Annotated in this window: 31 protein-coding genes and 2 pseudogenes; 25 read left to right on the top strand and 8 right to left on the bottom strand. The window is 42.1% G+C overall.

Annotated elements, in window-relative coordinates:
* The first annotated feature begins 191 nt into the window (after positions 1 to 191).
* From LFX17_RS19800 to LFX17_RS19710, 19 genes are all read left to right on the top strand, one after another.
* Positions 192 to 1,031 (top strand): hypothetical protein, encoded by an 840-nt coding sequence (locus LFX17_RS19800; RefSeq protein ID WP_238731907.1) that lies wholly within the window; start codon positions 192 to 194, stop codon positions 1,029 to 1,031.
* A 357-nt stretch (positions 1,032 to 1,388) separates the two neighbouring features.
* Complete coding sequence (locus LFX17_RS19795) at positions 1,389 to 1,637, top strand: AbrB/MazE/SpoVT family DNA-binding domain-containing protein (RefSeq protein ID WP_238731906.1); 249 nt, start codon at positions 1,389 to 1,391, stop codon at positions 1,635 to 1,637.
* Positions 1,631 to 1,954: a type II toxin-antitoxin system PemK/MazF family toxin gene (locus tag LFX17_RS19790; RefSeq protein ID WP_238731905.1), complete on the top strand. Its 324-nt coding sequence runs from the start codon at positions 1,631 to 1,633 to the stop codon at positions 1,952 to 1,954. The genes LFX17_RS19795 and LFX17_RS19790 overlap by 7 nt, the downstream gene beginning before the upstream one ends.
* A 324-nt stretch (positions 1,955 to 2,278) precedes the next feature.
* Entirely contained in the window at positions 2,279 to 2,968 is a 690-nt protein-coding gene (locus LFX17_RS19785) for a hypothetical protein (protein WP_238748729.1), read from the top strand.
* A gap of 7 nt (positions 2,969 to 2,975) precedes the next feature.
* On the top strand, positions 2,976 to 3,440 hold the full coding sequence (locus LFX17_RS19780; RefSeq protein ID WP_238731903.1) for a hypothetical protein: 465 nt from the start codon (positions 2,976 to 2,978) through the stop codon (positions 3,438 to 3,440).
* A 417-nt stretch (positions 3,441 to 3,857) separates the two neighbouring features.
* Positions 3,858 to 4,109, top strand: a complete 252-nt coding sequence (locus LFX17_RS19775) for a ribbon-helix-helix domain-containing protein (RefSeq protein ID WP_238731902.1) — start codon at positions 3,858 to 3,860, stop codon at positions 4,107 to 4,109.
* Positions 4,106 to 4,531: a type II toxin-antitoxin system VapC family toxin gene (locus tag LFX17_RS19770; protein ID WP_238731901.1), complete on the top strand. Its 426-nt coding sequence runs from the start codon at positions 4,106 to 4,108 to the stop codon at positions 4,529 to 4,531. The genes LFX17_RS19775 and LFX17_RS19770 overlap by 4 nt, the downstream gene beginning before the upstream one ends.
* Before the next feature lie 304 nt (positions 4,532 to 4,835).
* A complete protein-coding gene (locus tag LFX17_RS19765; RefSeq protein WP_238731900.1) occupies positions 4,836 to 5,126 on the top strand; it encodes a BrnT family toxin in 291 nt (96 codons plus the stop codon).
* Positions 5,127 to 5,129: 3 nt separating this feature from the next.
* Positions 5,130 to 5,330, top strand: coding sequence for a toxin-antitoxin system, antitoxin component (locus tag LFX17_RS19760; protein WP_238731899.1), 201 nt, complete (start codon positions 5,130 to 5,132; stop codon positions 5,328 to 5,330).
* A gap of 282 nt (positions 5,331 to 5,612) precedes the next feature.
* The gene (locus tag LFX17_RS19755) at positions 5,613 to 5,873 is read left to right on the top strand and encodes a ribbon-helix-helix protein, CopG family (protein WP_238731896.1); all 261 of its coding nucleotides are present in this window, start codon (positions 5,613 to 5,615) and stop codon (positions 5,871 to 5,873) included.
* Positions 5,851 to 6,267: a type II toxin-antitoxin system VapC family toxin gene (locus LFX17_RS19750; RefSeq protein WP_238731895.1), complete on the top strand. Its 417-nt coding sequence runs from the start codon at positions 5,851 to 5,853 to the stop codon at positions 6,265 to 6,267. Before LFX17_RS19755 ends, LFX17_RS19750 begins: the two co-directional genes overlap by 23 nt.
* 386 nt (positions 6,268 to 6,653) lie before the next feature.
* Positions 6,654 to 6,899 carry a BrnT family toxin gene (locus LFX17_RS19745; protein ID WP_238732083.1) on the top strand — a complete coding sequence of 82 codons (246 nt, stop codon included), beginning with the start codon at positions 6,654 to 6,656 and terminating at the stop codon, positions 6,897 to 6,899.
* Positions 6,886 to 7,158, top strand: a complete 273-nt coding sequence (locus tag LFX17_RS19740; RefSeq protein WP_135686010.1) for a BrnA antitoxin family protein — start codon at positions 6,886 to 6,888, stop codon at positions 7,156 to 7,158. Before LFX17_RS19745 ends, LFX17_RS19740 begins: the two co-directional genes overlap by 14 nt.
* 342 nt (positions 7,159 to 7,500) lie before the next feature.
* On the top strand, positions 7,501 to 7,743 hold the full coding sequence (locus tag LFX17_RS19735) for a CopG family transcriptional regulator (RefSeq protein WP_238731894.1): 243 nt from the start codon (positions 7,501 to 7,503) through the stop codon (positions 7,741 to 7,743).
* A complete protein-coding gene (locus tag LFX17_RS19730) occupies positions 7,733 to 8,008 on the top strand; it encodes a type II toxin-antitoxin system RelE family toxin (RefSeq protein WP_238731893.1) in 276 nt (91 codons plus the stop codon). The genes LFX17_RS19735 and LFX17_RS19730 overlap by 11 nt, the downstream gene beginning before the upstream one ends.
* A 321-nt stretch (positions 8,009 to 8,329) precedes the next feature.
* Positions 8,330 to 8,611, top strand: coding sequence for a type II toxin-antitoxin system RelE/ParE family toxin (locus LFX17_RS19725; protein ID WP_238731892.1), 282 nt, complete (start codon positions 8,330 to 8,332; stop codon positions 8,609 to 8,611).
* A gap of 8 nt (positions 8,612 to 8,619) precedes the next feature.
* Positions 8,620 to 8,922: a HigA family addiction module antitoxin gene (locus LFX17_RS19720; protein WP_238731891.1), complete on the top strand. Its 303-nt coding sequence runs from the start codon at positions 8,620 to 8,622 to the stop codon at positions 8,920 to 8,922.
* A 307-nt stretch (positions 8,923 to 9,229) separates the two neighbouring features.
* Positions 9,230 to 9,529 (top strand): type II toxin-antitoxin system HigB family toxin, encoded by a 300-nt coding sequence (locus LFX17_RS20895; RefSeq protein ID WP_319937454.1) that lies wholly within the window; start codon positions 9,230 to 9,232, stop codon positions 9,527 to 9,529.
* Entirely contained in the window at positions 9,530 to 9,928 is a 399-nt protein-coding gene (locus tag LFX17_RS19710) for a helix-turn-helix domain-containing protein (protein ID WP_238731890.1), read from the top strand. It begins immediately after the preceding gene.
* A gap of 51 nt (positions 9,929 to 9,979) precedes the next feature.
* Here LFX17_RS19710 and LFX17_RS19705 read toward each other — a convergent pair.
* Positions 9,980 to 11,027 (bottom strand): annotated as a pseudogene (locus LFX17_RS19705) (IS481 family transposase).
* A gap of 364 nt (positions 11,028 to 11,391) precedes the next feature.
* Here LFX17_RS19705 and LFX17_RS19700 point away from each other — a divergent pair.
* Positions 11,392 to 11,607 carry a DUF2191 domain-containing protein gene (locus LFX17_RS19700; RefSeq protein ID WP_218740797.1) on the top strand — a complete coding sequence of 72 codons (216 nt, stop codon included), beginning with the start codon at positions 11,392 to 11,394 and terminating at the stop codon, positions 11,605 to 11,607.
* Entirely contained in the window at positions 11,607 to 11,987 is a 381-nt protein-coding gene (locus LFX17_RS19695) for a PIN domain-containing protein (protein WP_238731889.1), read from the top strand. Before LFX17_RS19700 ends, LFX17_RS19695 begins: the two co-directional genes overlap by 1 nt.
* Before the next feature lie 138 nt (positions 11,988 to 12,125).
* Here the strand turns inward: LFX17_RS19695 and LFX17_RS19690 are convergent.
* A pseudogene (locus LFX17_RS19690) lies at positions 12,126 to 13,004 on the bottom strand (IS256 family transposase).
* A 325-nt stretch (positions 13,005 to 13,329) separates the two neighbouring features.
* Here LFX17_RS19690 and LFX17_RS19685 point away from each other — a divergent pair.
* The 3 genes from LFX17_RS19685 (at position 13,330) to LFX17_RS19675 (ending at position 16,745) form a co-directional block, all read left to right on the top strand.
* A complete protein-coding gene (locus LFX17_RS19685) occupies positions 13,330 to 14,511 on the top strand; it encodes an MFS transporter (protein WP_238748728.1) in 1,182 nt (393 codons plus the stop codon).
* A 46-nt stretch (positions 14,512 to 14,557) separates the two neighbouring features.
* Positions 14,558 to 16,114 (top strand): NAD(P)/FAD-dependent oxidoreductase, encoded by a 1,557-nt coding sequence (locus tag LFX17_RS19680; protein WP_238748727.1) that lies wholly within the window; start codon positions 14,558 to 14,560, stop codon positions 16,112 to 16,114.
* Between the two features lie 178 nt (positions 16,115 to 16,292).
* Positions 16,293 to 16,745 (top strand): transporter, encoded by a 453-nt coding sequence (locus LFX17_RS19675; RefSeq protein WP_238748726.1) that lies wholly within the window; start codon positions 16,293 to 16,295, stop codon positions 16,743 to 16,745.
* Positions 16,746 to 16,750: 5 nt separating this feature from the next.
* On the opposite strand, the gene LFX17_RS19670 is transcribed toward LFX17_RS19675, so the two are convergent.
* From LFX17_RS19670 to LFX17_RS19655, 4 genes are all read right to left on the bottom strand, one after another.
* A complete protein-coding gene (locus tag LFX17_RS19670) occupies positions 16,751 to 16,990 on the bottom strand; it encodes a hypothetical protein (protein ID WP_118957189.1) in 240 nt (79 codons plus the stop codon).
* 51 nt (positions 16,991 to 17,041) lie between these two features.
* The gene (locus tag LFX17_RS19665) at positions 17,042 to 17,461 is read right to left on the bottom strand and encodes a DoxX family protein (protein WP_238731885.1); all 420 of its coding nucleotides are present in this window, start codon (positions 17,459 to 17,461) and stop codon (positions 17,042 to 17,044) included.
* 173 nt (positions 17,462 to 17,634) lie between these two features.
* Entirely contained in the window at positions 17,635 to 19,572 is a 1,938-nt protein-coding gene (locus tag LFX17_RS19660; protein ID WP_238748725.1) for a long-chain fatty acid--CoA ligase, read from the bottom strand.
* A gap of 128 nt (positions 19,573 to 19,700) precedes the next feature.
* Entirely contained in the window at positions 19,701 to 21,440 is a 1,740-nt protein-coding gene (locus LFX17_RS19655; protein WP_238731883.1) for a diguanylate cyclase, read from the bottom strand.
* 373 nt (positions 21,441 to 21,813) lie between these two features.
* On the opposite strand from LFX17_RS19655, the gene LFX17_RS19650 reads away from it, so the two are divergent.
* The gene (locus LFX17_RS19650; RefSeq protein WP_240009333.1) at positions 21,814 to 24,696 is read left to right on the top strand and encodes an adenylate/guanylate cyclase domain-containing protein; all 2,883 of its coding nucleotides are present in this window, start codon (positions 21,814 to 21,816) and stop codon (positions 24,694 to 24,696) included.
* On the opposite strand, the gene chrA is transcribed toward LFX17_RS19650, so the two are convergent.
* Together chrA and LFX17_RS19640 are read right to left on the bottom strand one after the other, a co-directional pair.
* On the bottom strand, positions 24,687 to 26,045 hold the full coding sequence (gene chrA, locus LFX17_RS19645; RefSeq protein ID WP_238748723.1) for a chromate efflux transporter: 1,359 nt from the start codon (positions 26,043 to 26,045) through the stop codon (positions 24,687 to 24,689). The two genes, LFX17_RS19650 and chrA, sit on opposite strands and share 10 nt — an antisense overlap.
* Positions 26,042 to 26,788 (bottom strand): class I SAM-dependent methyltransferase, encoded by a 747-nt coding sequence (locus LFX17_RS19640; RefSeq protein WP_238748722.1) that lies wholly within the window; start codon positions 26,786 to 26,788, stop codon positions 26,042 to 26,044. Before LFX17_RS19640 ends, chrA begins: the two co-directional genes overlap by 4 nt.
* Between the last annotated feature and the right edge of the window lie 12 nt (positions 26,789 to 26,800).

Genomic DNA, 26,800 nt, shown 5'->3' with positions numbered 1-26,800 from the left:
CGCTTCGTTCGGGATCGCTAATGCGACCCTCACTCCGGGCTAAAGCCACATTGCTTTGCCACTTCGGTTCGCGAGTCGTTCGCTAAGGCTCACTCGAACCTCGTGCCAACCCTTCGCACAAATGCGCTTCAGGGACGCAACGTCGAGGAGACTCTTTCGTTAGGCGGCATAATCTCTAAACGAGACTTGATATGAAGAATTACCTAAGATATTTGGAAATAATTAGAAAAATAGCAAACGTTTCTGTAGCAAGTTTATTTCTGATTCTTTCATTTTATTCGGCAATTACCGCTCTTGCAGAAATTGAATCGCGATCCAATGCAATTAAGTCTCTGGAAAAGAAAATTAAATTGTTAGAGGAACAGATTCGAGAGTCTCAATTTACTACTTCTGAGTATGAAGTTAAGCAAGAGCTGAATGTAAGTAAAAGGCAGTTGAATACAATTCAAGACCTAAGTATTACAGGCTCTCCATATTATTCAATTAAGCATATTATGGCTATGACGGCGGAAGAAAGAAAAAGCTATGAGGTTACTAAAAGCTTAGAAGACACTTTGAATTATTTAGATGAATATTCTAAGCAGCATTCTGGAGTGAGTTCTGAACAAGGGTTTCAAGAGTTTAAAATGCAAGTAGAATCGAAGTTACTCGAATCGAAATCGGCGACTATCAAAGTTAAAGCAATATCGATAAATCCGATAGAAACATTCTCATATCAAGCGTTGCTTTCTGCTTTAATGATATCATCTGCTATCGTAGGCACTTTTATACATAGTTTTCGTAAGCAGCAAAGTATTAACTTATCAAATGCGGTTCTCGGCTTCTTAACAGGATTTGCTGCATATATTGCGATTATTGGTGGTAAGGCAATACTGTTTTTGAATTCTTCATTTGATCCTGGATTTTTCAATCCTTATAGCTTAGCATTTTTATCACTAATAGCGGGGCTTTCATCTGATAAGTTTTTTGCTTTAATAATCAATACAGGTGAAAAGAAAATGGAAGCTTCTAATGATTTGAGAAAGGATTAGGTTAGAAGTAAGAAAATGAGATTACGCCGCCTAACTGCGATTTCTCGCGGCGCTTCGGAATCGCTCATGCGATCCTCACTACGGCCTCCGGCACATTTGCTTTGTCACTCGGCTTGCGAGACGACGCTACGGCGTCTCAAGCCTCGCGCCAATTCTTCCGCGCGTTTAGCGCGCTCCAGAACCGCAAACGTCGAGAAACCTGCGTCGTTAGACGACAGTTTTTAAATATCTTTTTGAAATTAAAGTTCCTAAGATACTTAGTATAGAAATCGGTTGTTCGCAATTCCAATGCCTTCAAGGCAAGAGAACAATATCTTTTTGGTTGACAAATTTTGATGTAATTACATAGTAATTACTATGAAAGCTTCAGTTGTAAAAATAGGCAATTCTAAAGGTATTCGGATTCCTAAAGCAGTTTTAGAAGAATGTCATATTGAAGAAGAAGTAGATTTACTAATCGATAATAATAAACTAATTATTGTTCCTCTGAAATCGAAACCGAGAGAAGGGTGGGAAAAACAGTTTAAGACAATGTCATCTAATAAAGATGATAAATTACTTATTCCTGATTCAATAGATTTATCAAATAAGGATTGGGAATGGTGATTTCTCAATACGAGGTATATTTAATAAATTTGGATCCGACTATTGGACATGAGATCAAAAAATCAAGACCCTGTGTAATAATCTCACCTAATGAAATGAACAAAACTATTGGAACAATTATTATTGCACCAATGACAACTAAATCTCGATCTTATCCCACAAGAGTTGAATTAACATTTCAAGGAAAAAAAGGTTGGGTTGTATTAGATCAAATTCGAACAGTGGATAAAACGCGTTTGATAAAAAAGTTAGGGAAAATAGATCCTAAAACGGTTCATAAACTGAAACTGGTTATAAAGGAAATGTTGGTTGATTAGCATTCCAATCAACTTGATAAAAACCGTCGTCTAACTGCGGCTCCTCGCTTCGTTCGGGATCGCTAATGCGACCCTTGCTTGGCCTCCGGCACATTTGCTTTTAAACTCAACTTGCAAGACGTTCGCTAAGGCTCACTCAAGTTGAGTTTAAATCCCTTCGCGCGCAAGCGGCTTCGGGAACGCAAACGTCGAGAAACCTACGTCGTTAGCCGAAATAGCGCAAAAATTTAAGCCAGCCGTCCTGGCTCGCTCGAGAGTAAAAAAAATTCTTATTTAAAAGTTATTATAGAATTATTGTGTATATGAAGTTTGGAGAATGAACACATGAAGAAAAATAAAATGTTAATTTGCCTATTGTATATAATAGTATCAATAGTGCTATTTTATTGCAAAAGTTATGAGCTTAGGCCTGAAGCAAGAAATGTTCAAATTTTTATGCGTGTCGGCGATAAAGTTAAAAGCTACGATTCATTTCTAAAATCTCTTCAGGAAAACGTTCAAAACCCAAGTTCAGTCTACTCTAAATGTACCTACCTCGGAGATGCACCTGAAGCTGAGTATTCTCCTTCACAGTCACCGACTACTGAGGATCTACTTAATGATGTCAAAAATCAATCCTTTGCAAAAGGAGCAAACCTTGTATTTTGTAATAACGCTTACTCGTGCAATGCTGGCAAAAAGTTTCCCGGCCAAATGTATTATTGTGAAAACTTAAATGCTGTTCTAACTGCTCAAAGTGCAGATGATAAGCAAGCGGAATTAAACGAAAAAATAGCGAAAGAAAAAGAAGAGAAAGAGCTTTATACGAAGCCACACTATTGGTCAATTTGCGTTGCAACTGGAAATTCTAATCTGCCACCATCTTTTGTGCAAGGTTCGTTGAAACAATTCCCTCCAAAAGCCTTCGATACAGAAAATCAATGTGCAGATAAAGCTTGGTACTTAAGCAATGTTGGAAGTCAATTTGGAATACAATGTTCATGCAAATATATGAAAATGGATAGAAAGTCTTAATAAGAATATGAGTTGGCTTCCAATCATAATTTCCATTTTAGCTTTTTTGGTGGCACTCTATGCTGCTTTCATCGGACCGAAGTTTCAGCTTAAGTTATTGTTGATGAATGTTATAGCAACAAAAGCAAAGGAAGCGAATTCATTTTGGGGAAAGGAAAGCCTACAAAATAAAAATCACATTCAAGAAACTATAAATTCTATCATTAGAACTATTCAACTAATCGATGTAATGATTAGAAATCATAAAATTCGGCTCAGTCGGTCCCGAACAATGCTTTTAACTTGTTTTTACCTTGAATTATACGACTCGATCCACAACACATTAATGGAAAAAAACAAGAATCCTGAAACAATAGCTTTAGAGTTATTTCCACAAGAAACTGTGAGTGGTCTCGATACTATAGGGGAACAGATAAAAACTATTCGAGATAATTTTATCTTAATTCACGAATATTATCTGAAAAAAGAATAAAAACCGAAATTTTCCAATTGTAAATTTAGCAAACAAAATATAAAAAATATAGCATTTGTCCCCGAGTCGCCCGTCCGTGGGCTCCCGATCAGGCGCTACTTCGGCTAACTGCGGCTTCTCGCGGCGCATCGGGATTGCTTTGCAACCCTCGCTTGGCCTTCGGCACATTTGCTTTGTCACTCGGCTTGTGATCGTTCGCTAAGGCTCACTCAAGCCTCGTTCCAATTCTTCCGCGCGTTTAGCGCGCTCCAGAAACGCAAACGTCGAGAAGCCTCTTTCGTTAGACGACATGCGTGCGAAATGACTTTTGCGATGAAAATGTCTTTATAAATTCATTTTTGTAATTCGAAAAAGTGTAAAAATTTCGTTGACCGAATTTGAAAATGTATTACGTTCGTAATACAAAAGGTGTTTTTTATGATTAGTCTTCGATTACCCCCGGAATTAGAAAAGAAACTGTCAGAAGTAGCTAAAATTGAAAATAAAAGCAAATCAGAAGTTCTTAAAGAGTCTTTAGTTTATTACATTGATAATTTTGCGCAAAAGCCATCGGCCTATGAATTGGGTAAAAAATACTTTGGTCAATATAAGAGTGAGATTTCAGATAAATCGGTAAATCATCAAAAGTATATTAAAGATGCAATATTGAAAAAGCAAAAAGGCAAATGATAAAAGCAATTATTGATACTGGACCTATTGTTGCCTTTTTCGATGAATCAGATGTTTATTGTAACAGCATCAGATTGTTTCTCAAGGATTTCAAAGGAAGATTATTTACGACTATTGCCGTGGTAACAGAAGTTTCATATTTATTATCTGATAATAAGCAAGTTCAGAATTCATTCATTGAATGGATTAAAGACGGAGCGGTTACAATTTTAAATCAAGATAATGAGCATTTTCCATTTATATATTATTATATGGAAAAATATTCAGATCGCCCGATGGATTTTACGGATGCTTCTCTTGTTAGCCTTTCCGAAATATATGGAATTAAAGATATTTTAACTTTGGACAGTGATTTCCTTTTTTACAAAACGAAAAAAGGAAAAACATTAAATATTCTTAATTCTGAAATGATTAAGGCTTAAATTAAAGCACGCACGATCGTCTAACTTCGTCTCCTCGCTTCGTTCGGGATCGCTAATGCGTCCCTCACTACGGGCTAAAGCCACATTGCTTTGTCACTTCGGTTCGCGGGACGCGATTACGGTCGCTCGAACCTCGTGCCAACCGCGTCGCGCTAATGCGCTTGCGGCTGCAACGTCGAGGAGACTCTTTCGTTAAGCGACAGTGGCGAACTTGAATCTTAATACAAATATCTTTCGATAAAAGCCAATGAGAGAAAAAATTAAAGACTTTACAAATATTTAGTATATCGATTATACTATTAAAGTGCGCTTTGAATGGGATCTTGAAAAAGAAAGGATAAATATTCAAAAGCATGGTCTTTCATTTGGAGAAGCATCATTAGTTTTTGCTGACCCGAGAACGATTTACATTTCTGATCCAGACCATTCTATTGATGAAGTAAGAGAAATTGCACTTGGGACAATTGAAAATATTACTATCGCGGTCGTAATTTTTGTTGATCGATCACAAAATGATGAAGAAATAATAAGGATCATATCGGCGAGGCCAGCTACAAATTCAGAAAAAGCTCAATACTACTCAGCTGATATCTAATATATGAGAGAAGAATACGATTTTTCAAAAGGCAAGCGTGGTGTTTACTCACGGGATTTAAAGGATCTTCATTTTCCGGTATATCTTGATCCGCAATTAGAAGAATACTATAAGAAAATCGCACTTAAGAAGAATAAAGATCTTAGTACAATTGTTAATACGATCTTACAAAAAGAAATGGAATTACACAATTCCTTAATTTAATTAACGCCACCATCGCTTAACTTCGTCTCCTCGCTTCGTTCGGGATTGCTAATGCAACCCTCACTCCGGCCTCCGGCACATTGCTTTGTCACTTCGGTTCGCGAGACGTTCGCTAAGGCTCACTCGAACCTCGTGCCAACTCCTTCGCGCGTAAGCGCTCGGAGACGCAACGTCGAGGAGACTCTTTCGTTAGGCGCAAGGTCGCGAATTGGCTTGAAATAAAAGCCTTTTCGATCAAATAAGTTCCTTGACCGTCATACATATTCGTAATACATATGAAAAATGATAAGCTTACGTTTGCCACCTGATTTAGAAAGAAAATTGGATTCTTTTGCCAAATCTGAAGGTAAAAGTCGTTCAGAAATAGTTAAAGATTCCATTTTAGAGTATATTAAAAATCATGGACGTATAAAAACTCCATTCGAGTTAGGAGAAGATTTGTTTGGAAAGCATTCTTCTGGCATTTCAGATTTAGCTCAAAATCGAAAAAAATATCTTCATCAATCAATTAAAGATAAGAATGCAAAACGTAGCTCTAATTGATTCTGGTCCAATTGTTGCTTTATTCAATTCTAACGATAAATTTCACAAATCAACATACAAATTTATTAAATCTTATAAAGGTTCGTTATTTTCATCGTGGCCAGTCGTTACTGAGGCCGTTTATTTACTTTCTTTTTCAATAGAAGCCCAATCTGATTTCTTAGAATGGATTGAAAGAGGAAGCATAAAAGTCTTAGACATAAGCTTGGAAGATCTTCGATATATAAAAAATCGTATGAAAAAATATTCTGACTTGCCTATGGATTTAGCCGATGCATCTTTAATGTGTATAGCGGAAAGAGAAGGGATTGAACGGATTATTAGTATTGATTCAGACTTTTCTATTTATAAAACATTAAAAGGAAAGTTTTTACAAAACTTATTAAAAGTATAAACGCGACCCAGCGCCTAACTTCGTCTCCTCGCTTCGTTCGGGATCGCTCCGCAACCCTCGCTTGGCCTTCGGCACATTTGCTTTGTCGCTCGGCTTGTGACCGTTCGCTAAGGCTCACTCAAACCTCGTGCCAATTCTTTCGCGCGTTTAGCGCGCTTCAGAACCGCAAACGTCGAGAAACCTACGTCGTTAGTTGCAATAGTGGCAAAAATAAATTTGAAAGCAGCGTTTGATTTTAAAATCTCTATAAAAGGAATTGGAAGAAAAACGGAGAGTATGTGATTAATTTTGCTTGAAACTCACTTTCTTTCGTATATTTTAGGAATATACAAATGGAATTACCGGATTTAAGCCAAATTACAGGTTTTGACTGAGATTTCGGTAATATTGAAAAGAACTGGAAAAAGCACAAAGTAAAGCCAGGTGAAATAGAAGAAATCTTTTTTAACGATCCTTTACTTGTAATACCGGATGATTACCATTCAGGAAAAGAAGATCGATATATCGTTTTAGGGATTACGAATTCAGGGAGAAAGTTGTTCGCAGTAATAACGATTCGTAAAGATAAGATCCGTCCTATCTCAGTTCGTGAAATGACACTTCGGGAAAGAAAAGTCTATGAAAACTCGTAAAAAAATACCGTCTTTAAAAACAGAGAGTGCAGAAATTGATTTTTGGTCAAAGAATGATTCTACTGACTATATCGATTATTCGAAGGCAAAAAAAGTATCTTTTCCGAATTTAAAGCCTACAACAAAAATGATTTCACTTAGATTGCCTGAAGCACTAATTGATAGATTGAAAGTTATGGCGAACAAGAAAGACATTCCGTATCAATCTTTAATAAAACTTTTGCTTTCAGATAAAGTAGAGGAAGAGCTTAAAAGATAGGGTAGGTAGCTAAAGCCACTACTGCAACTAACTTCGTCTCCTCGCTTCCTTCGGGATTGCTAATGCAACCCTCACTCCGGGCTAAAGCCACATTGCTTTGTCACTTCGGTTCGCGGGACGCTCGCTAAGGCTCGCTCGAACCTCGTGCCAGCCCTTCGCGCAAATGCGCTTCAGGGACGCAACGTCGAGGAGACTCTTTCGTTAGGCGACACGATCGCTAAACTTTACAGTAAAAGGTAGCTTTGAAAAGAAAATAGATTATAGAACGCTTTTTGGTTTCAAAAGTGGTTTGACAAAAGAATTATAATGATATATTTTGAATAAAAATGAAGGTATTCAAATATGTCAAAGACGATTACTCTAAGAATTGATGATCCAATTTATGATATTTTCAAAAAAGCTGCAGAAGGAGAGCGGAGGACAATTTCTAATTTCGTTGAAAACGCAACAATTCAATATTTAACGAACGAATTCTATGCTTCAGATGAAGAAATGGATGAAATTCTCTCTGATAAACAACTTGTTTCATCTTTAAAGAAAGGTATTAAGGAAGCAGCCCAGGGAAAATATAAAGTTGTCCGTTGAATATAAAATAGCAGAGACAGAGTTATTTCAAAGTAAGTTAAAAGATCGTCAATTTTCTCAACTTCAAAAGAAGCTGACCGACTACGTTTATCCGATTTTAAAAAAGAATCCATTCTTTGGACCTAATATAAAAAAACTTAAAGGTGATTTCGATGGCCTCTATAGATATCGAATTGGAAAATATCGATTATTTTATCTAATAGAAGATAATGAATTATTAGTCATCTTCGTTGATATTGATCAACGAAAGGATAGTTACAAGTAGCCTGCGATCGCATCGTCTAACTTCGTCTCCTCGCTTCGTTCGGGATCGCTGATGCGACCCTCACTACGGTCTTCGACACATTGCTTTGTCACTTCGGTTCGCGGGACGCGACTAAGGTCGCTCGAACCTCGTGCCAATTCTTTCGCGTGCTTAGGCACGCTTCAGAACCGCAAACGTCGAGAAACCTACGTCGTTATACGCCATTTTGAGAAATTCTCTAGTAAAGCGACGATCTCACAAAAGTTAATAAAAGCAGTTTTTGAGTTATAGAAATGCGATATTCCTGCTTGACAGTATTACTGTTATTCAGGAATATATATCGTGATTAACTCCTTTAAATCAAAGGAAACTGAGAAAATCTGGAATCAAGAGTTTTCTAAAAAACTACCAACTCAAATTCAATCGCTTGCATATCGAAAATTGGTAATGATTGCTAGGTCAAAGCAAATAGAAGACTTGAAGATTCCACCTGCTAATCATTTGGAAAAGCTTTCCGGTAATATGGCAGGTCAACATAGTATTCGTATAAATGACCAGTGGCGTATTTGCTTTAAATGGAAAGATGGTAACGCTTACGATGTCGAAATTGTTGATTATCATTAGGAGCGATTATGAAAAAAATACCGAATGTGCATCCTGGTGAAATTCTTTACGAGGAATTTCTTTTACCAATGAATGTAACTGCTTACCGCTTAGCCAAAGAAACCAAATTAAATCCAACAAGAATTAGTGAAATCATTCATGGCAAAAGAGGAATATCTGCGGATACAGCGTTACGATTTTCTAAGTTTTTTGGTAATTCCGTTGAGTTTTGGATGGGTATCCAAGACGAATACGAGATTCGTGAAGAAAGAGAAAAGATTTCTGGTGAATTAAAAGAAATCAAAAGTTACAAAGAGCTTATCAGCGTGTAAAAATTCAAAACGGCGTATAACTTCGTCTCCTCGCTTCGTTCGGGATTGCTAATGCAACCCTCACTCCGGCCTCCGGCACATTGCTTTGTCACTTCGGTTCGCGAGACGTTCGCTAAGGCTCACTCGAACCTCGTGCCAACTCCTTCGCGCGTAAGCGCTCGGAGACGCAACGTCGAGGAGACTCTTTCGTTAGACGAAAGTTTTGGGCTAAATTTTCTCCAATTCCGGACAAGATAATACTTTGGAATTTATTCAAAATGATGTGAAAAATGTTGTTCCCAAAATGGTAACATGAAAAAATGACGATGTGCGGATAATCTCACGAAAAATTTTAAGAGATTTTTATGAAAATCCAAAATATTTAGATTCAAAAATACCAATTGAAGTGTGGTTTAAAGAAGCTTCTAAATCAATTTGGGCTTCTCCAAGCGTAATTAAAGAAAAGTATCGAAACGCAAGTATTTTAAGAAATAGTAGAGTCGTTTTTAACATTCATGGAAATAAATATAGGCTAATTGTAAAGATACATTATAATCTACAAACTGTCTTCATTCGCTTTATTGGAACACATGAACAATATGATAAAATTAATGCCGAGGATATTTAAATGGAAATTAAACCAGTAAAATCTGTGAAAGACCATGAGTTTGCTCTTAAAGAAATTGATAAACTTTGGGACTCAAAAAAAAATACTCCTGAATATGACAAATTAGATATTTTAATAACGCTTGTTGACGCTTATGAAAATAAGCGTTATCCGATTGAAAATCCAGATCCAATTGAAGCAATTAAATCGGTAATGGAAGAGAAGAATCTAAAGAATGTAGATTTGGGAAATTGGATTGGTGGTCGAAGTAGGGCGACGGAAATTCTAAACAAAAAAAGAAAATTAACTTTAGAAATGATCAGAAAAATTAATCAAAATTTAGGAATACCTACTGAGATACTGATAAAAGATTATAAGATTAAGAACAGTTCAATTTCGAAAAGTAAGGCGAGAGCTTAATCTCTAGTTTAATGTGTAATAGCCAAAATAAGATCTTACACTTAGTTCTTTTTATAACGGAAACTGTAAGTTGTCGAGATACTTTTTCTTAGCTAATTCTTTTGCGTCAAGGAAAGTTTGAATCGGAGTTTTGCCAAAACAATACTTGCCTTGATGTGTTCGTTCATAGTTATACGACTCGATCCACTGATCCAAATCCTTTTGCAAATCCTCAATCGAATTGTATACCTTCTTTCTGAAAGCAACTGCATAGAATTCATCTTGAATGGTTCTATGAAATCTTTCACAAATGCCGTTCGATTGAGGATGTCTTGCTTTTGTTTTCGAATGGTCTATATTTTCCACAGCAAGGAATAATTGGAATTCATGATGTTCCCTATTTCCACAATACTCGGTTCCTCTATCAGTTAGAATCCTCAACAAGCGAACGCCTTCTTCCTCAAACCAGGGGGCACTTTGTCGTTTAACATATCAGAGGCGACTAATGTGTTCTTTCTGTCGTAAAGTTTTACCATCGCTACTTTAGAGAGTCGATAAAGGTCTGCTGGTAAATCCTTCCTACACCCTTGATTGTGCCCACGTAATACGTATCTTGGCATCCCAAGTATCCGGGATGTTCTGTTTCTATTTCACCTTCAACTTGTTTTTCTAATTTCCTCCTTTCTAATGCCTGGACTTGTGATTCGGTTAATACGGGGGAATTGCCTTGAGCCATTGCAGCCTCTAAAGCCTTCAGTCTTTTTTGAAAAGTTTCCAAATCGTGACGAGCCCACACACTTCGAACAGTCGCAGGAGCAACTATGATCACTTGCTTTTTCAATTCATTGGATGCTCTCTGCTGTCCATAGGCAGGAAAGTCGATCGCCATCTTCTTTACCGCTTCTTCTTTTTCTGGCTCGATACGATTTTTAGGATTCGGTTTGCGTCTACTCAGATCCTGGAGTGCGAGTTCTCCTACCTTCTCGTATAACTCTTGAAAACGATAGAAGCTATCGCGTGAATAACCCATCACGTTACAAGCTTTGGATACGTTTCCCAGAGTCTCTGCTAACTTCAAGAGACCCATCTTGTTCTTGATTATCTTTTGTGCTGTTGTCATCTTTTTCTCCTTGTTTGTATTAAGGAGTGTAAGATCGTTCTAACTATTGCAATTAAGGGCACTTCGTCTAACTTCGCCTCCTCGCTTCGTTCGTCACTCACGGTCCCCGCTCGGACTCACTACGGCTTCGCACATTGCTTTGTGACTTCGGCTTGCAAGACGCTCACTAAGGTTCGCTTAAGCCTTGTGCCAATTCTTTCGCGCGTTTAGCGCGCTTCAGAACCGCAAACGTCGAGGAGACTCTTTCGTTATGCGAAATGCCTGCAAAACTGGATTTTAGAATTAAGTTTTGAGAGATAAAGAAATTAGAGAGAATGATAAAAAAGGCTGGCAAAATACGAAAATACATCGTATCATGAATCGTATGAAAGTCACAGCTATTTTACCCGATGATTTAATAACGGAAGTTCAGAAATACTCCGGCGGAAAGAATATAACAGATTCGTTGCAGAAGGCACTTTCTGAATGGTTAAAACAGGCAAAAATTAAGAAACTAAATCAGAAATTAGATAAATCACCATTAGCTTTCCAGAAAGGATTTAGTAGCGAAAATATACGAAATCTAAATCGAGATAGATAATGATATTAGTTGATACTTCGATCTGGATCGAGTTTTTCAAAAGAAATGAACCATATTTTAGTGAATTAAGAGATTTAATAGAATCTTCTGAAATAATTGTGCATGAAGTTATCTTTGGAGAACTTCTCCAAGGCTGTAAAAGTAAATCAGAAGTTTCATTTATATTGGAGTATTGGGAAAATTTGAATACTTTGACTGCGGAAAATAGCTTTCTTGAAGCAGGAAAGCTTTCATACGATCAGAAGCTAAAAGATAAAGGCGTTGGACTAATTGATTCTGTAATAATCAATGAAGCAATGAAAAGAAATTTAAAACTTTGGACTTTGGATAAGAAAATATTAAAAGTCTTAAGCCCTGAAAAGATTTTTAATTCGAAATAATAGCAGGCACTTCGTCTCCTCGCTTCGTTTGCCATTCGGGGTTCACGTTCGCACTCACTACGGTCTTAGTTTGTCACTCGGCTTGCACGAGGTTCGCTAAGACGCCTCGAACCTCGTGCCAACCGCGTCGATAGTGTCTTAAAAGTTTCGCACAATTAGAATTTCAGATAAGGCTCTCAAGTATGTCAAGCCGTGAACTTTGAAATTTTTAGTTCCCCATTTAGTAAAAGCGACATGCCAAAGACGGGCAGTCGCCAACATGAAAGCCGACTTCCCATCCGGGAAAGCTCCGACAACCTTTGTCCTTCTCTTGATCTCTTTAATGATCCTTTCTAAAGGATTGTTTGTACGAATTTTTCTCCAATGTTCAGACGGAAAGTCCATGTAAGCCAGCGTCTCTTTGATTCCATCGAAGAGAATCTTGGAAGCTTCCTTCAATTTCATTTCGATCAATCTCTCCACCACAAAGTTGGTTTTCTTTAAAGCTTCTTCTTTGTTCTCTTGAGAATGAATCGCCTTAAACATTTGAGAAATGACTTTAAAGGATTCCCTCGGAGCTTTCCCAAATACATTCCTGTAGAAATGAACGATACATCTCTGCCATTTGGATTCAGGAAAGAAATAAGGAATCGATTCAGCTAAACCGAAACACTTATCAGAGATCACTAAGTTTACTCCCTTAAGACCTCGATCCATTAGATGTTTTAGAAAAGCATGCCAACTTTCCTTATCTTCTCTGGCTTCTTCTACGGAACTCTTCCTGCGTTTTTATCTTTCGATGATCGCCGATTCGAACGGAATTGTTCTAAGTTTCGGAACTTTTAACTTTACTTTTCCAGCTTTTGTTTCGAAGTTTCTATTATACGAACCCGCTTGTGTATCTGCTTGATCCGGATTCCTTTCATACTTGGTGGCTTGGCAGAGTTTGTCTGCTTCTGCGTCTAACAGAGCGTTCAGTGTTTCTTCCACTGATCCTCTTACGAGTTCGCTCAAGTCTTTCCCCGAGTTGAGTCTCATCCACTTGGATTACTTTCAGGTGTGATTTTTCTTCTTCTGCCATCATGGCAAAAGGATCGTTTCCGGAACGAGGGGAAGTAATTGTGGCCGATCGCCATCGATAACAACAATCGAAATACGAAGGATCTGAAGGACAAAACGGTTTCAAAATTCATAATTTCCTAACGTTCTTCCTTTTGTTTTAATTTTGAATTTTCATAAGTTGCTCGTTTCTATAAATTCGAAGTTTGCGAAAGCCGCGTGTCATTCTTAATCCTTGCTTTCTGAGATTAGATTTTAATCTTTGGATTTGATTTCATAGAAAGATGGAAGTAGTAGAATTAGAATGAACGCCGGTAAAAATAGAAATCCGCTTTTGATTTGTGTGCTCCTCGGACTCGGTTCCGTTTTGGGACTTTCGGGCATCGATTTGGTTCTCCCAAGCATCCCCTCCTTACCGGACATTTTAGGCGGGGATCAGACACGCTCTCAGTTCGTCATCGCTTCTTTTATCGCTGGAACTGCGCTCGGTATGATCGTCTTCGGAAGCGTCTCTTCCAATATCAGCACATCCAACCTTCTTTTTATTTCTCTTACGTTATACGCGCTTGCCTCTCTATCTTGTTCCTTCTCTCAAAATCTCGATACTTTGATCGTTCTTCGCTTTTTGCAGGGAATGGCTTATTCCGCACCCGCGGTTTTAGCGCCCGGTATCGTAAAGAATCTGTTCGACGAAAAGGGGGCCACCGAAGCGCTCGGCATTCTTGGAAGCGTCGAGTCCTTAGTGCCTGCATTCGCTCCGATCATAGGCGTTTGGCTTTTGAGTTTTGGTAATTGGAAGTATTCTTTTTTCGTTACCGCGTTTCTTTCCTCCGCTTTGGCGTTCGTATTTTTGATTTCTCGAATCGACGGTTCTTCGATCGTTTCGACTAACGGAAAACAGGGTTCTTATCTGAACCTGCTTCGTTCTGGAACGTTTCAGAGATATTCTTTGAGTCAGGCGTTGAATTTGGGCGGGCTTCTCGTGTTCGTATTCGGCGCACCGGTGGTGATCGTCAAAACGATGAACTCCGATATTTCCAAGTTCGCGTTGATGCAGACCATCGGAGTCGCTTTTTTCATTTCCGGCGCCGTTTCTTCCTCTTCTCTTACTAAAAAAATCAAATCGGAGAATCTTCTCCTATTCGGAACGGCTCTATCTTGGGTCGCCTCTATTCTGTTGATTGTATATTCAATTTTTGGAAATAACGATCCGAATTGGATTCTCGCAATTTTTCCCTTAATGAATTTGGGTTTGGGTCTTCGCGGGCCGACCGGGTTTTTGAAAGGAGTAATCGCTGCGAATGGCGACGACAACAGGGGATCTTCCTTGATTCTTCTTTCCATCATCACCGTGACTGCCGGCGGAACGGCGTTGGTCGCACCTTTTTTGCACTTCGGTTTAATTTCCTTGAGTCTATTTGTCGCGGGCTTGCATTCTTTGGCTTGTTTGATTTTGTTTTTCCTGCCGAAGCTGCCTATCGATTGAGAAAATACGATTGTTTTGAAGCGCATTCTCCAAAACTAGTCTATTTATGATCCAAGAACTTCAGCTTCGCGTTCTTCCGGAAGTCGCGGGAGAAAACGAAGCCCTCACGGCTTTCGTTTCTAAAACGCTGAAGATTAACGCACAAGAGATCCGTCATATAGAGGTCGTTCAACGTTCGATCGACGCGAGACAAAGAACCGTTTACTTCAATCTGAAAGTTCTCGTTTTTATCCGGGAAGATTTTGTGGAATCTCCGATTCCGCTTCCCGAATTTCCGAACGTATCAAACGCGCAGGAAGTGATCGTGATCGGAGCGGGTCCTGCCGGTCTTTTCGCCGCTCTTCAGTTGATTCTTTCCGGGTTCAAACCCGTCCTTTTAGAAAGAGGTAAGGACGTTTCCAAACGTCCTTTTGATTTAAAAGAAGTCAATATTCATCATAACGTAAACGAAGATTCCAATTATTGTTTCGGAGAAGGCGGAGCCGGAACGTATTCGGACGGCAAACTTTATACGAGATCCAAAAAAAGAGGGAACGTTCGTCAGATTCTCGAGTTGCTCGTCGGCTTCGGTGCGAGCAAGGACATTCTCGTCGAAGCTCATCCTCATATCGGAACGAACAAACTTCCCAAGATCGTCCGGAAAATCCGTGAGAAGATCGTGGAAATGGGCGGAGAAGTTCATTTCGAAAAACGGGTCACCGATTTCTTATTAAACGGAAATTCCGTTCAAGGCGTGGTTACGAAGGACGGAGATAAGTTCCATGCAAAAAACATAATACTTGCCACGGGCCATTCCGCTCGGGACGTATTCGAACTTCTTTATCAAAAAGGAATCGAACTCGAGCTGAAACCGATCGCGGTCGGAGTCCGTGTCGAACACCGACAATCGCTCATCGATTCGATTCAATACAACTGCGACGTTCGCAGTCCGTATCTTCCGCCTTCGCCCTACAGCATCGTAAAACAAATCAACGGAAGAGGAGTTTACTCTTTTTGCATGTGTCCCGGCGGAGTCATTGCCGCTTGCGCTACGAAACAGGAAGAAATCGTCACGAACGGTTGGTCTTCCTCCAAACGAGCGAGACCGACCGCAAACTCGGGAATCGTTGTCGAACTGAAACCAGAGGATTTCAAACCGTTCGCAAAACACGGTCCTTTAGCGGCGATGGAATTTCAAAAATCGATCGAGCACAAGGCATGGATTGCGGGCGGTCGCACTCAAAAAGCGCCCGCACAAAAACTCGCCGACTTTGTGGATGGAAAAATTTCCGCCGACCTTCCGAAAACTTCTTACACTCCCGGAATCACTTCCGTGGCGTTGCAGGAAGTTCTTCCCGACTTCGTTTATCAATCGCTTCGGAAAGGATTTCAAGAATTCGACCGTTCGATGAAAGGATATCTTACGAACGATGCGGTGGTTCACGCTCCGGAAACGAGAACTTCTTCTCCCGTTTGTATTCCAAGAGATCCGATTTCCTTACAGCATATCCGCATCCAAGGTTTGTTTCCTTGCGGAGAAGGTGCGGGATACGCGGGTGGAATCGTTTCCGCTGCGATGGACGGAATTCGATCCGCACTCGCTTGCATAAACGCCAACGCGTAATTCACTTTCATTTCTGAGAGTCCGTTTTTTCGCCGCGAGTGTTTGTTTTTTTGCAATCGATCGGCTGAAACCGTTTTGAATTCGATCTAAGAATCAGAATGAATCCGCGGAGAATTTTCTTTCCTTTGGAGAGAATCGATTCAGTTTGGGTTCATCGATTTTCGGGAGATTTTCTTAGATGAAATTCAATGCAGCCATTCTTCCTTTTTTATTCGCTTCGATCGCGGCGATCGGAAACGCGTTTTACGCGTACGGCCAAAAGAAATCCACGATCACGGTCGGTCCGTTTTTATTTCTCATTCCCACCTTATTGATCTGCATCGTGCTTTTGATCGTTTCCCTTTTCTTTTACAAGCCCGAAGGTTTGAAGGAATATCTGATCGAAAACAGAAATTATTTTTGGATCAGCGGAGTGGGGTTGTATTTTACGTTTTTGGGTTTTTATCTTTTATACAGCAGATACGGCGCTTCGTATTACATTCTTTATGCGGTGCTTTCGATTCTGACGACTTCCATCTTCGTGGGCGTTTTTCTTTTTTCGGAAAAAGTGAATTTATATCATTACCTTTCGATTCTTTCCGCGTTTGTCGCGATTCTGCTTTTTAATTTCGGCCAGAACGCGGCAAAGTAAAAACATTAGAGATTCATAAACTGCTTATTCAGAGTTTCGAGGTCTCGGATCAGTTCGGCCGGTTTGGGTTGGATCGTCTTTGCCAGCTTCATTCCATCGTCGATCAAGTCGAGAATCAGTTTTTTCTCCGCGATCGCGCGCGCGGAAGGCATGGACTTTCTTTCGTTTCGATAAATGGAAGCCTTTTCGTCGATGATCGATACGATCTTATTCAGCGCGTGAATTTTTGCCTGTTCTTCTCCCATAATTCCCTCCGTCCTGTAGAGAGTTTAATCGGATTCCGAATCTAGGAAAGCTTATTTTCGGTTTCGTTTCCGCAAAACGTCCGTTAGAGTTTCTTTCTCCAGCCACAAAAGCAGTGCACATATGATCGCGCTTGCGAGCGCGAGAAAAAATAAAAGTCCCCCGTCGCTTTCCTGTTCGATTCCTATCACGAACAAATGGGAAAGAATCGCACCCGACATCAAACCGAGTCCGAGCAAGGCGCCTGTCCAACGCAGACGCAGGTCGGACAGAAAGAGTAGGATCGACGCGGCAAGTTCCAAGATCCCCGTTCCGATTCTTCCCCAAGGTTCCGCCCCTAATTTGGAAAAGATTGCGACCGACTCGGGAGCGGCCGTGAACTTATAAAAGAGGGTTTGTAAAAAGATAAATGCGACGATCGCTCGCAGAAGATAGAGAAGGATTTTTTTGCGGGAAGGGTCCGATGGTTGCAAGAACAAGTCTCCTAAGTTTCTTGCAAACTTCTTCGAAGCAGCAACGCAAGGGTTACATCTTTGGAAGGTTTTTGTCCGCGTTAAAAAATAAAAAAGCCCGATGGGAACCGAACGTTCCGCAACGGGCATCCTTTCGAAACACTCTCTCTTTTTTTAAAAAGACGAGAGGATGTTCATCGATACATCTCTTCGATTTCCTTTTTGTACTTATCCGCCACCACGTTTCGTTTGATTTTCATCGTTTGCGTGAGCTCGTCGCCCGGCTCGAACTTCTTGTCCAAAATCCGGAAGCTGGATACCTTTTCGAAATTTTTGAATCCGTTCTCGTTGGAAACGAGATTTTTGATCTCGTTCTTGAACAGAGATATCACGTCCGCGTCGCCGTTCAGATTTTTCACTTCGCTTAACATTTTAGAACGCAGATCCTTCAGGTATTTCTCCAAAGCCTCTTCGTTCGGAACGATCAACGCCCCGAGCGTTTTCTGATCGTGTCCGACCACCATCGCTTGCAGGATGAATTGACTGCGGACGAGCGCGAACTCGATCGGCTCTGGTTCCAAATTCTCTCCGCCTAAAAGTACGATCGTATCCTTGGCTCTTCCGGAATATTTCAATTCTCCCGAAGTCGTCCATGCCAAAAGATCTCCCGAGTTCAACCATCCGTCCGAACTCAAAATCTCCTTCGTCTTTTCCGGTTCCTTGTAATATCCTTTCATCACGTGATCGCCCTTATGCCACGCGACTCCTTTGACGCCCGGCTTTGTGATCTCGTTTCCTTTTTCGTCCACCAACTTGATCTGTACCCCGGGGATACAACGTCCCAGTGTTCCCACGGTGATCTCGCCGAAAATTCTTCTCGTGGAGATTCCGGATAATTCGGTCATCCCGTAACCTTCCAAGATGGGAATTCCGATCGCGTTGAAGAACGTATCGATGTATTGAGGCAAGGCTCCGGCTCCGGAAAGCGCGAAACGCAATTCTCCCCCCAATCCCTTTTTGATTTTTTTGAATGCGAGCTGCGCGATCTGATTCGGAAGCCAGAGAAGAAGCACGATCCATAAAGAAATAAATTTTTGCCAAAGAGATGCGAAGGTGGATTGTTCCACGAGAGAATATTCCAAACCTTGCAGTCTCGATACGTGTTTGTAGTAGGTGACCGCGATTTCCTTGAATGCTCCGAATAACGCCTGTTGTAAGGGAGAAGCGCTTCTTACCTTATCGTGGATTTTGTTGTAAAGACTTTCCCATACCCTCGGCACGGAAAGAAGCAATGTCGGTTTAATATCCGCGAGATCCTGACTCAGCGTGGAAATCGAAGTGAACGCTTCCGCTCCGCCCGCGCGGATGCAAACGGTTTCCACCAGACGTTCGGCGATATGCCAAGGAGGAAGATACGCCATGCTTCTGTCCGTCGGATAAATTTGGAGATCGTCTCCTTGAAGCGCGCCGTCCACATTGAATACGATATTCTTATGAGTCAGCATCACTCCTTTCGGTTTTCCCGTGGTTCCGGAAGTGTAGACGATGGTCGCTAAGTCGTCCTCGCGGACCGCGGAACCGCGTTTATGGAACTCGTCCTTTCCTTTCGACTGGATCCAAGTTTTTCCCTTTTGAATCAAGTCGTTTAACAAAATGATTTCGAACGGTTCCGCGTTGTCGATCGTTCCCTTTTGATCGAACAGAATCACCTTTTTCAGATGAGGGAAGTCCGCTTTTTGGCTCAGGATTTTTTTCAATGCGGTTTCGTTTTCCAAAAACGCGATCGAACATTCCGCGTGACCCAGAATATAACGTAAATCTTCCGCGGTGGAATCGGTTCCGCGGGGAACGTCCACACAACCGATGTTGGTGATTCCCATGCTGCACCAAATCCAGCGTGCGCCTGAATCCGCGATCAAACCGATCGGTGTTCCGTGTTCGAGTCCTAAAGAGATCAGACCGCAGCCGATTTGTTGAACGGTTTCATATAAATTCTTAAAGCTGTTCGGTTGATAATTCTTTCCATCCGGTTTGTAGTATTGAGCGGTGGAATCCGCGAACGTTTCCGCGGACGCTTTCATCACGTGGTATAGTGTTCTGGATGGAATTTTAGGGATCGTACTGGTTTTCATAGCAGGGAAGGATTCTACAAAAACCGTTTTCTTAGTCGAGAAAATTTTTTATTATCGATAAAATCCTAAATTATACGATGGGATTTCGTTCGATTCCATGCAAAGAATGAAAAAATAGGAACAAAAGATCAGTGTTGAATGCGATTTCTTCCGGAACTTTTGGCTTGGTAGAGGTTCTGATCGGAAATCGAAATCAAATCCTGCACCGTCCCGATCTCCGATTCGGTACTACAGGCAATTCCGATCGACACCGTTATCTTGGCAAAAGCGCTTTTGATATGAGCGATCTCCAAAGCTTCGACCTTTTCCAAAATATTTAATGCGACAACGACCGCGCCTTCGATCGGCGTGTCGGGAAGAATGACGGCGAATTCTTCCCCTCCGTATCGAGTAACCATATCGTGCGATCTTCTGAGGCTCGCGCGGATTTCCCTAGTAACGCGGACGAGTGCGCGGTCCCCTTCGACGTGACCGTAAGTATCGTTGAACTGTTTAAAAAAGTCCACGTCGATCATCAAAAGCGAAAGCGGAGAATGATGTCTGGTTGCCCGGCTCCAAGCCATGCGGATCTGTTCGTCGAAATATCTTCGGTTGAAGACTCTCGTCAACGGATCCATGTAGGAAAGTTCTTCGAGTTTTCCCGCATATTCCTCGATTTCTTCTTTTTCTTTCCGAATCGTCCTCATTCGTTCCGAAAGCGCAAGGGATAAAAACAATACGCTCAGAATGATTCCGGTTTGTAAAAAAGGAATCGCCGGTGCGTCCTTGAGAAAGAATCCGAATCGGCTCAGCGCGAAGATGATTCCTCCCGAAAGAGTAAAGAACCAAGCCGTTAAAAAGATGATCGCCTTCCGATCTCCTCTTAAAGCTCGAATAAACGAAATCAGAAAGATCACTGTCATCTGCAACAATGGAAACAAAGAAGTGAACGGGATCAAATACCGTCCCGGTACGATGGGAATCAGAAACCCGAGCGCGACTCCGACCCAAAGAGATCCTTTTAGAAATAGGTTGAGCAGGGCCGAGTTTTTTTTCATTTCCAAATACGAGGAAAGAAACAAGGCCATAAAGATCATCATCATCGCAACGGCTTCCAAATGGAATTGATTGATGAAGACCGGCTGATTCTGAAAGAACCATTCGAAGGCGTAACCCGGAAGAATAATCTGATGAATCAGGACCGATAGAATTAGAAAAGAATAATATAATAAATATCGCTCCCTAATCCCCACGTAAAGGAAGAAGTTGAAAAAAGCCATCACTGCCAGCGCTCCGAAAAACGCGGAATCTTTCGCGAGTTCGACTTTCGTGTCTCGGATTCTGGCTTTGTTTTCGTAAAGGGTCATCGAAAGACTCAAAGCGCCTTCCGTAAAAACACGAACGAGAATTCTCGTCTTGCCTTTGGTTCCCAGAGGAAGCGGAAATAAAAAAAGTCTGTTTTCGATCGGTCTGGACAAGAACGGAAGAGTGTCTCCCGTCTTAAACTCCGCCTTGGCGCCGTTCGACGCTCGGTAATAAAGATCCACCTGATCCAAATGAGGGTAATGAAACGCTAACGTAAATTCCTGATCGATCGTTTCCTGAGTTTCCACGTCGAACACCAGCCAATAGGGAACGGGATCGTATCCGAAACCGAAGGTACTGTTCTTCACTTCCTGTACGGGAATGTTTTGAAGGTCGGAAAAAAACTGTTCGGGAAGATAACGGGAATCCGGGTCGCGTACGAAATACACCGATTTCAGAAGCGGGAGCTTTCCGGGAAAGTCTGATCGGATGACCGTGACTGGATCGATCGCAAATAACGATTGCGCCGAAAGAAAAACGTAGAAACAAACATACCAGATTTTCTTTCGAAAGGAATTTCGCATCCGGAACAAATTGGGTCGTATTCTGGATTTGTCAAAGACTTTCGAAATTTGTTCATTCATCGGGAGAATTTAGATTTCATAGACGAAAGAAATGCAGATTCTTCGTCTCGACGGGAATCCGAATTCTCCGTAAAAAATGCAAAAAAGAATCCCTCTTTTTCGGACTTTTAAAACGGCTTTAAAAAGAATTTATTGCCTGAAAATTCGGATTTGCCGGACTCGTAAAATTCATTATACTGAATGATTAAATTCGTGACTCGCGTATCGGGTGTTTTCCAAATTGGTGAGAATAGACCGAGAAAAAAAGGATACCATTGTGGCTAGCGATCCGACCCAAACAGAAACATCCGAAGGAAAGTTTTTCCCGGAAAAATTGAGAAAACGTTTCGCGTTTCTCGTCGATATAAAAAATCTTTTTTATCTGGGAATCCGAGCCAAGCTCGCGCTGTTTACCGGCGCTTTGATCGCTTTGACCGTGATGATTCTTTCCGCGATCGACGTTCATCAACAAACCGCGATTCTTACCCAAAGCTACGAAAAAGAAGCCGCGATTTCAAGACATTACATCGGCGGCCTTGTTCTCGAACTGGAAAACATCTCCAGCAGTTTGATTCGGGTGGAATCCTTCCGGGAACGAGTCAAACGTCAAAGTCAGGCGTTGCGCAAATACAGAACGAAAGTCGTCACTCAACAAGCGAAGGAAGTCAGTTTTTTCGGATTCAAAACCAAACTCTTCGGAGTTTTGGGCAAAGAGAAAAAGTCCTCGATCAAGGACACGTATTATTCCGTTTATCTTTCCAAAGCCGATATCGAAGAACTCGAAAAGAGAACCAAATCGTTGTTAAAGGATCCGAACGGTCTTGCGGTTTCGGACGCGACGTATTCCAAACTCAAAAACATGGCACATCAGATCGCCGTTTTGGAAGCGGATCTGAACGAACAAAAACAAAGGTGGGACGAACTGCATTCTCAGGAGAAAACCACCGAGCGCGAAAAACAGGATCTTGAACGCGGAATGGACAATCTTAAAAACGGAATCGAGAAGACAAGATCGAGTCTGGATCATTCCATCTTGGAAATCGCGCTTCCCAAACAACATAGAAAGATCGAAGAACTCGGTTTGAACATGTCGCAATATCGGATTCAAACCTTTCCCGTGATTTCCAATCAGATCAAGGAAAACCTCACTCCTTCCTTCGATACGAAGATCTTCAAGCCGGACGTTTCGATCAACTCGAACATCTTTCTGCACGATATCGATGCGAACTTAAAGGATTCGATCGCGAAAATTCTTTCCTTGGATTTTACGCAGGATACGGATCGAAACTCTTATACGATCGGGAAGATGGAACTGCAGACCCTTTATTCTCCGATTTTTAGAAATCAAAATTCCACCGAAAGAGCGACCCGTCTTCGGGAAGAATTGCACGACTTCGCGGTGCATTATCTGCAACAGGACGCCGCATTCGCGACGCAGATCCGCGATCTCGTAATTCCTTTGCGAAAAAGAATTCAGGAGTTGAAGGAGAAAAAACCGCCGATTCCTCCGTTTAAGGACAAATCGTTCAACGATCTTTATGCGCGTTATGCGAAACTGATTCAGGATCGGAACGCGGCGTTTGAAAGGTTCCGCGACGAGCATTCGGAAGATAAGAAGGACTTAGTGGAAGCCGCCCAGAAGCTCAAGGTTCTTAAAAGCAAACATCCGATTCCCGCGACGAAATCCTATCCCATCCAAAGTGAAGCCGACGTTCTTATCGACGCGTTAGGCGAGCTTAGGAACGCGGGATTGGAAGATCTCATCGTTTTACGGTTTAGTCAAACCTCGGGCGATTATCAGGATTATCTCCGCAATCCGAAAGAGCAGGATCTTTCGAAAGAACGATGGGAAGCGATTCGCGAATGGATTTATTCCGGTAAAAGCGAAACACCGACTCCTCAACTGAAAAAATTGGTCCCGCACGGAATCATCGCGAATTCGAGGGGAGAAGCGGAGGAAATTCTTTGGAACCTCGATTCCAAACCGCTTCTTGCCGATTCGGGCGACGAGGTCAGCTCTTTGATTCTTTCCGCAAATCTTTCCGGTATTTCCAGAACCCTCGTCGATCGGACGGAAGGATTGGAAATGATTCAGAAGAACAAGAATTCCGCGATCGGAATGGCGATGCTTATCTGTTCCGCGGCGATCGTTCTTGCGATCTTGATTTCCGGTTTCGTCGTTCAAAAAATCAAACGTATCATCTTTCACGCGAGAGAAGTCGGCCAGGGGAATCTGGAAGTTCAGTTCGAACAAGGCGGCAAGGACGAATTGGGAACCTTGACCGTGGCCTTGAACTCGATGGTGACGGGCTTGAAGGAACGCGAGAAGATCAAGAATATTCTCGGGACGATGATCGATCCCGTTGTCGTCAGCGAAGCGATGGTCGATCTCGCGGCTCTCAAACGAGGCAGCGAAAAACGGATTACGGCCTTCTTTTCGGACGTGGCCGGCTTTTCGAATATTAGTGAAAAATTAACTTCCGTCGAATTAGCGTCTTTGTTAAACGAATATCTTTCCGCGATGACCCTGATCCTTAAAAAACACGAAGGTGTTTTGGATAAATACATCGGAGACGCGATCGTGGGAATCTTCAACGCGCCCGTGGAAGTGGACAAACACTGTCTCAAAGCGGCGCGCGCTTCCGTCGAGATGATCGAAACTCTGGAAGCTCTTCGGCAGGATTGGAAGGCCAAAAAGGTTTATATCCCCGAGGCACAGGAGATGCAGATCAGAATCGGTCTCAATACGGGTCTTGCGAAAGTGGGCTTTATGGGAACGGATTCGATTTCGGCGTATACGATGATGGGCGACATGGTCAATCTCGCCGCGCGATTGGAAGCCGCAGGAAAAGACTACGGAGTCAGCATTCTCGTGAGCGAATCGATGCAGCACGAAATCAAAGACGAGTTTTTTACGAGGCTTCTCGACGTGGTTCGCGTCAAAGGAAAGAACGAACCGGTCCGCCTTTACGAATTGATCGGAAAACCGGATAACGTGTCCGAAAGACTCGAAGCGTCCGTACTCGAATTTACGAAAGGATTCGAAGCGTATCTCAATCGGGAATGGTCTCTCGCGCAGGAACTTCTAGAAAGTTCGCAGATCACAAGAGGAAGCAAGGATAAGGCCGCGGTTCTTCTCATCGATCGCTGCGAGGAATACAAACACAATCCGCCCGAAAAAGCCTGGGACGGAGTTTATACGAGAACTCATAAATGAAGGAACGTTTCCGCGGCCAAAAAGACAACCCCGCTGAAGAATATCCAAAAAATAGAATATTCTTTTTTACGAATTAAGAAGAATACGCCGAATATCGTCCAGAGCAAGGGCAACCAATTCGTCTGCGGGAGGGGATTGTGAAACCAGGATCCCCAGTCTGTTCCCGTCTTAAAAAGGATCGAATGCGCGAAAAAAACCGCCAAATAAAAGATTACTCCGCAGACGCACGCGGTAACATAACTCAATACGATCCGAAAGAATTCGGATTCCTTGGTTTTTTCGACAAGGGCAGCTCCGCCTAAGATCAAAAGAAACGAAGGAAGAAACGTGTAATATGCGGTCAGCAAAAGTCCGAACACTCCCGCACCGATCGTACCAAATCGATGCGCCCCCGCTAAAAATCCGATAAACGTCAATACCATCACCAGGGGTCCGGGTGTGCTTTCTCCGAAGGCAAGTCCGTCGATCATTTCGTTTGTGCGAATCCAACCCGCTTGTCTCGTCGCGAAATCCGCAACCGTAGGGAGAATCGCGTATGCTCCGCCGAACGTCACAAAGGCGGTCTTCGTGAAGAATACGATCAATTCTTTCCAAAACGCAAATTCGGTTTTGAGAAAGAATAAAATTCCGAGAACCGGTAAAATCCAAAGAATCAATCCGATGCTGGCGGCTCGACTTAAGTTTTTTAGAATCTCCGAAGTATAAATTCGTTTATCGTCAAAGGCCGTTTGTAAATCGATCCCTTGGATAGAAGAATCGTCGGCCGCGTTCGGAAGATTCGCATCCAGCGCATCGACGTTTTTATCCGAACCGCGTTTTCGGCTAGAAAACGCAATCGTTCCCAAAACGCCCGCAAACAAAAGAAGAATCGGATACGATACGCCGAAAAATAAAATCGCAGCGGCGGTCAAAACGAAACAAAGTTTCTGTCCGTTCGACTGCAAATTTTTCCGAACCATCTTTCCAAAGGTCAAAATGATGATCGCAAGGATCGCGGGCTTGATTCCGTTTAAAAACGAAATTGCGTATGAAACGGAACCATACGTATAATAGAATATACTAATGCCGATAAAGATCAAAATCGAAGGAAGAATAAACAAAAGACCCGCAAAAATTCCTCCTTTGGTCCCGTGCATCATCCAACCGAGATAGGTCGCAAGTTGTTGAGCTTCCGGACCGGGAAGCAACATACAATAGTTGAGAGCGTGGGAAAACTTATCCTCCGAAATCCATTGTTTTTCCTCGACAAGAGTTTTGTGCATCAGGCTGATTTGTCCGGCGGGACCGCCGAAACTCAACCAACCGAGGCGAAACCAGAAACGAACGGCCTCTCCGAAGGAAGGGATCAACCCGGAAGCCTTCCGATCTTAAAGAACAAAGGCCACTCCACAAGTCTGGTCGAAACGCCGCCCCAAGCCTTGACGATTTCCGTTTCCACAAGAGACACCGGATCGGATTCGTTTTTTTGAATGTATTTCTGAACGCTGGACCAAGTTCTCAAATAACCTAACACCTGTTTTACGGTCCATTCTTCCTTCATGCTGAAGGGAGGCGGAATCATTTCCTCGAACGGAAAAGGGATCGATTCGTATTTTTCTTCCACGTATCTTCTTTCAGGAGGCCAATACGAACCCACGATCTGGCCGTAAAGTTTGTCTACGAGCGCGTCGATTTCGGGCATGATTCGGTGCAGTCCGTATCCCCAAATCGCGAGAATCCCGTTTTTCTTTCCGACGCGCGCGGCTTCTTTGTAAAACGGCTCGAAATCGAACCAGTGAAACGCCTGCGCGACCGTGATCAAATCTGCTTCATGATTTTCGAGTGTGGATTCTTCCGCTTTGCAGACCCGGTATTCCACGTTTTTATGAGGCTCGCCGCTCGCGATCTGATTGGCGCTCGGATCGGTCGCGATTACCTTGTCGAAAACTTCTCCCAACGAAACCGCGGCTTGTCCCGTTCCGGTTCCACAATCCCAAACGGTCGTTCCGTTCGGTACGAGACTTTTGAGATAAACGAATAATTCTTTCGGATAACCGGGTCGGTATTCGGAATAAGTTGCGGAGTGGGACGAAAAATGATCTCTGAAACTCATACTTCCATGCTT

This window comes from Leptospira sanjuanensis (genome assembly GCF_022267375.1).
Taxonomy (GTDB): domain Bacteria; phylum Spirochaetota; class Leptospiria; order Leptospirales; family Leptospiraceae; genus Leptospira; species Leptospira sanjuanensis.
This window is presented reverse-complemented; position numbering and strand designations above follow the sequence as displayed.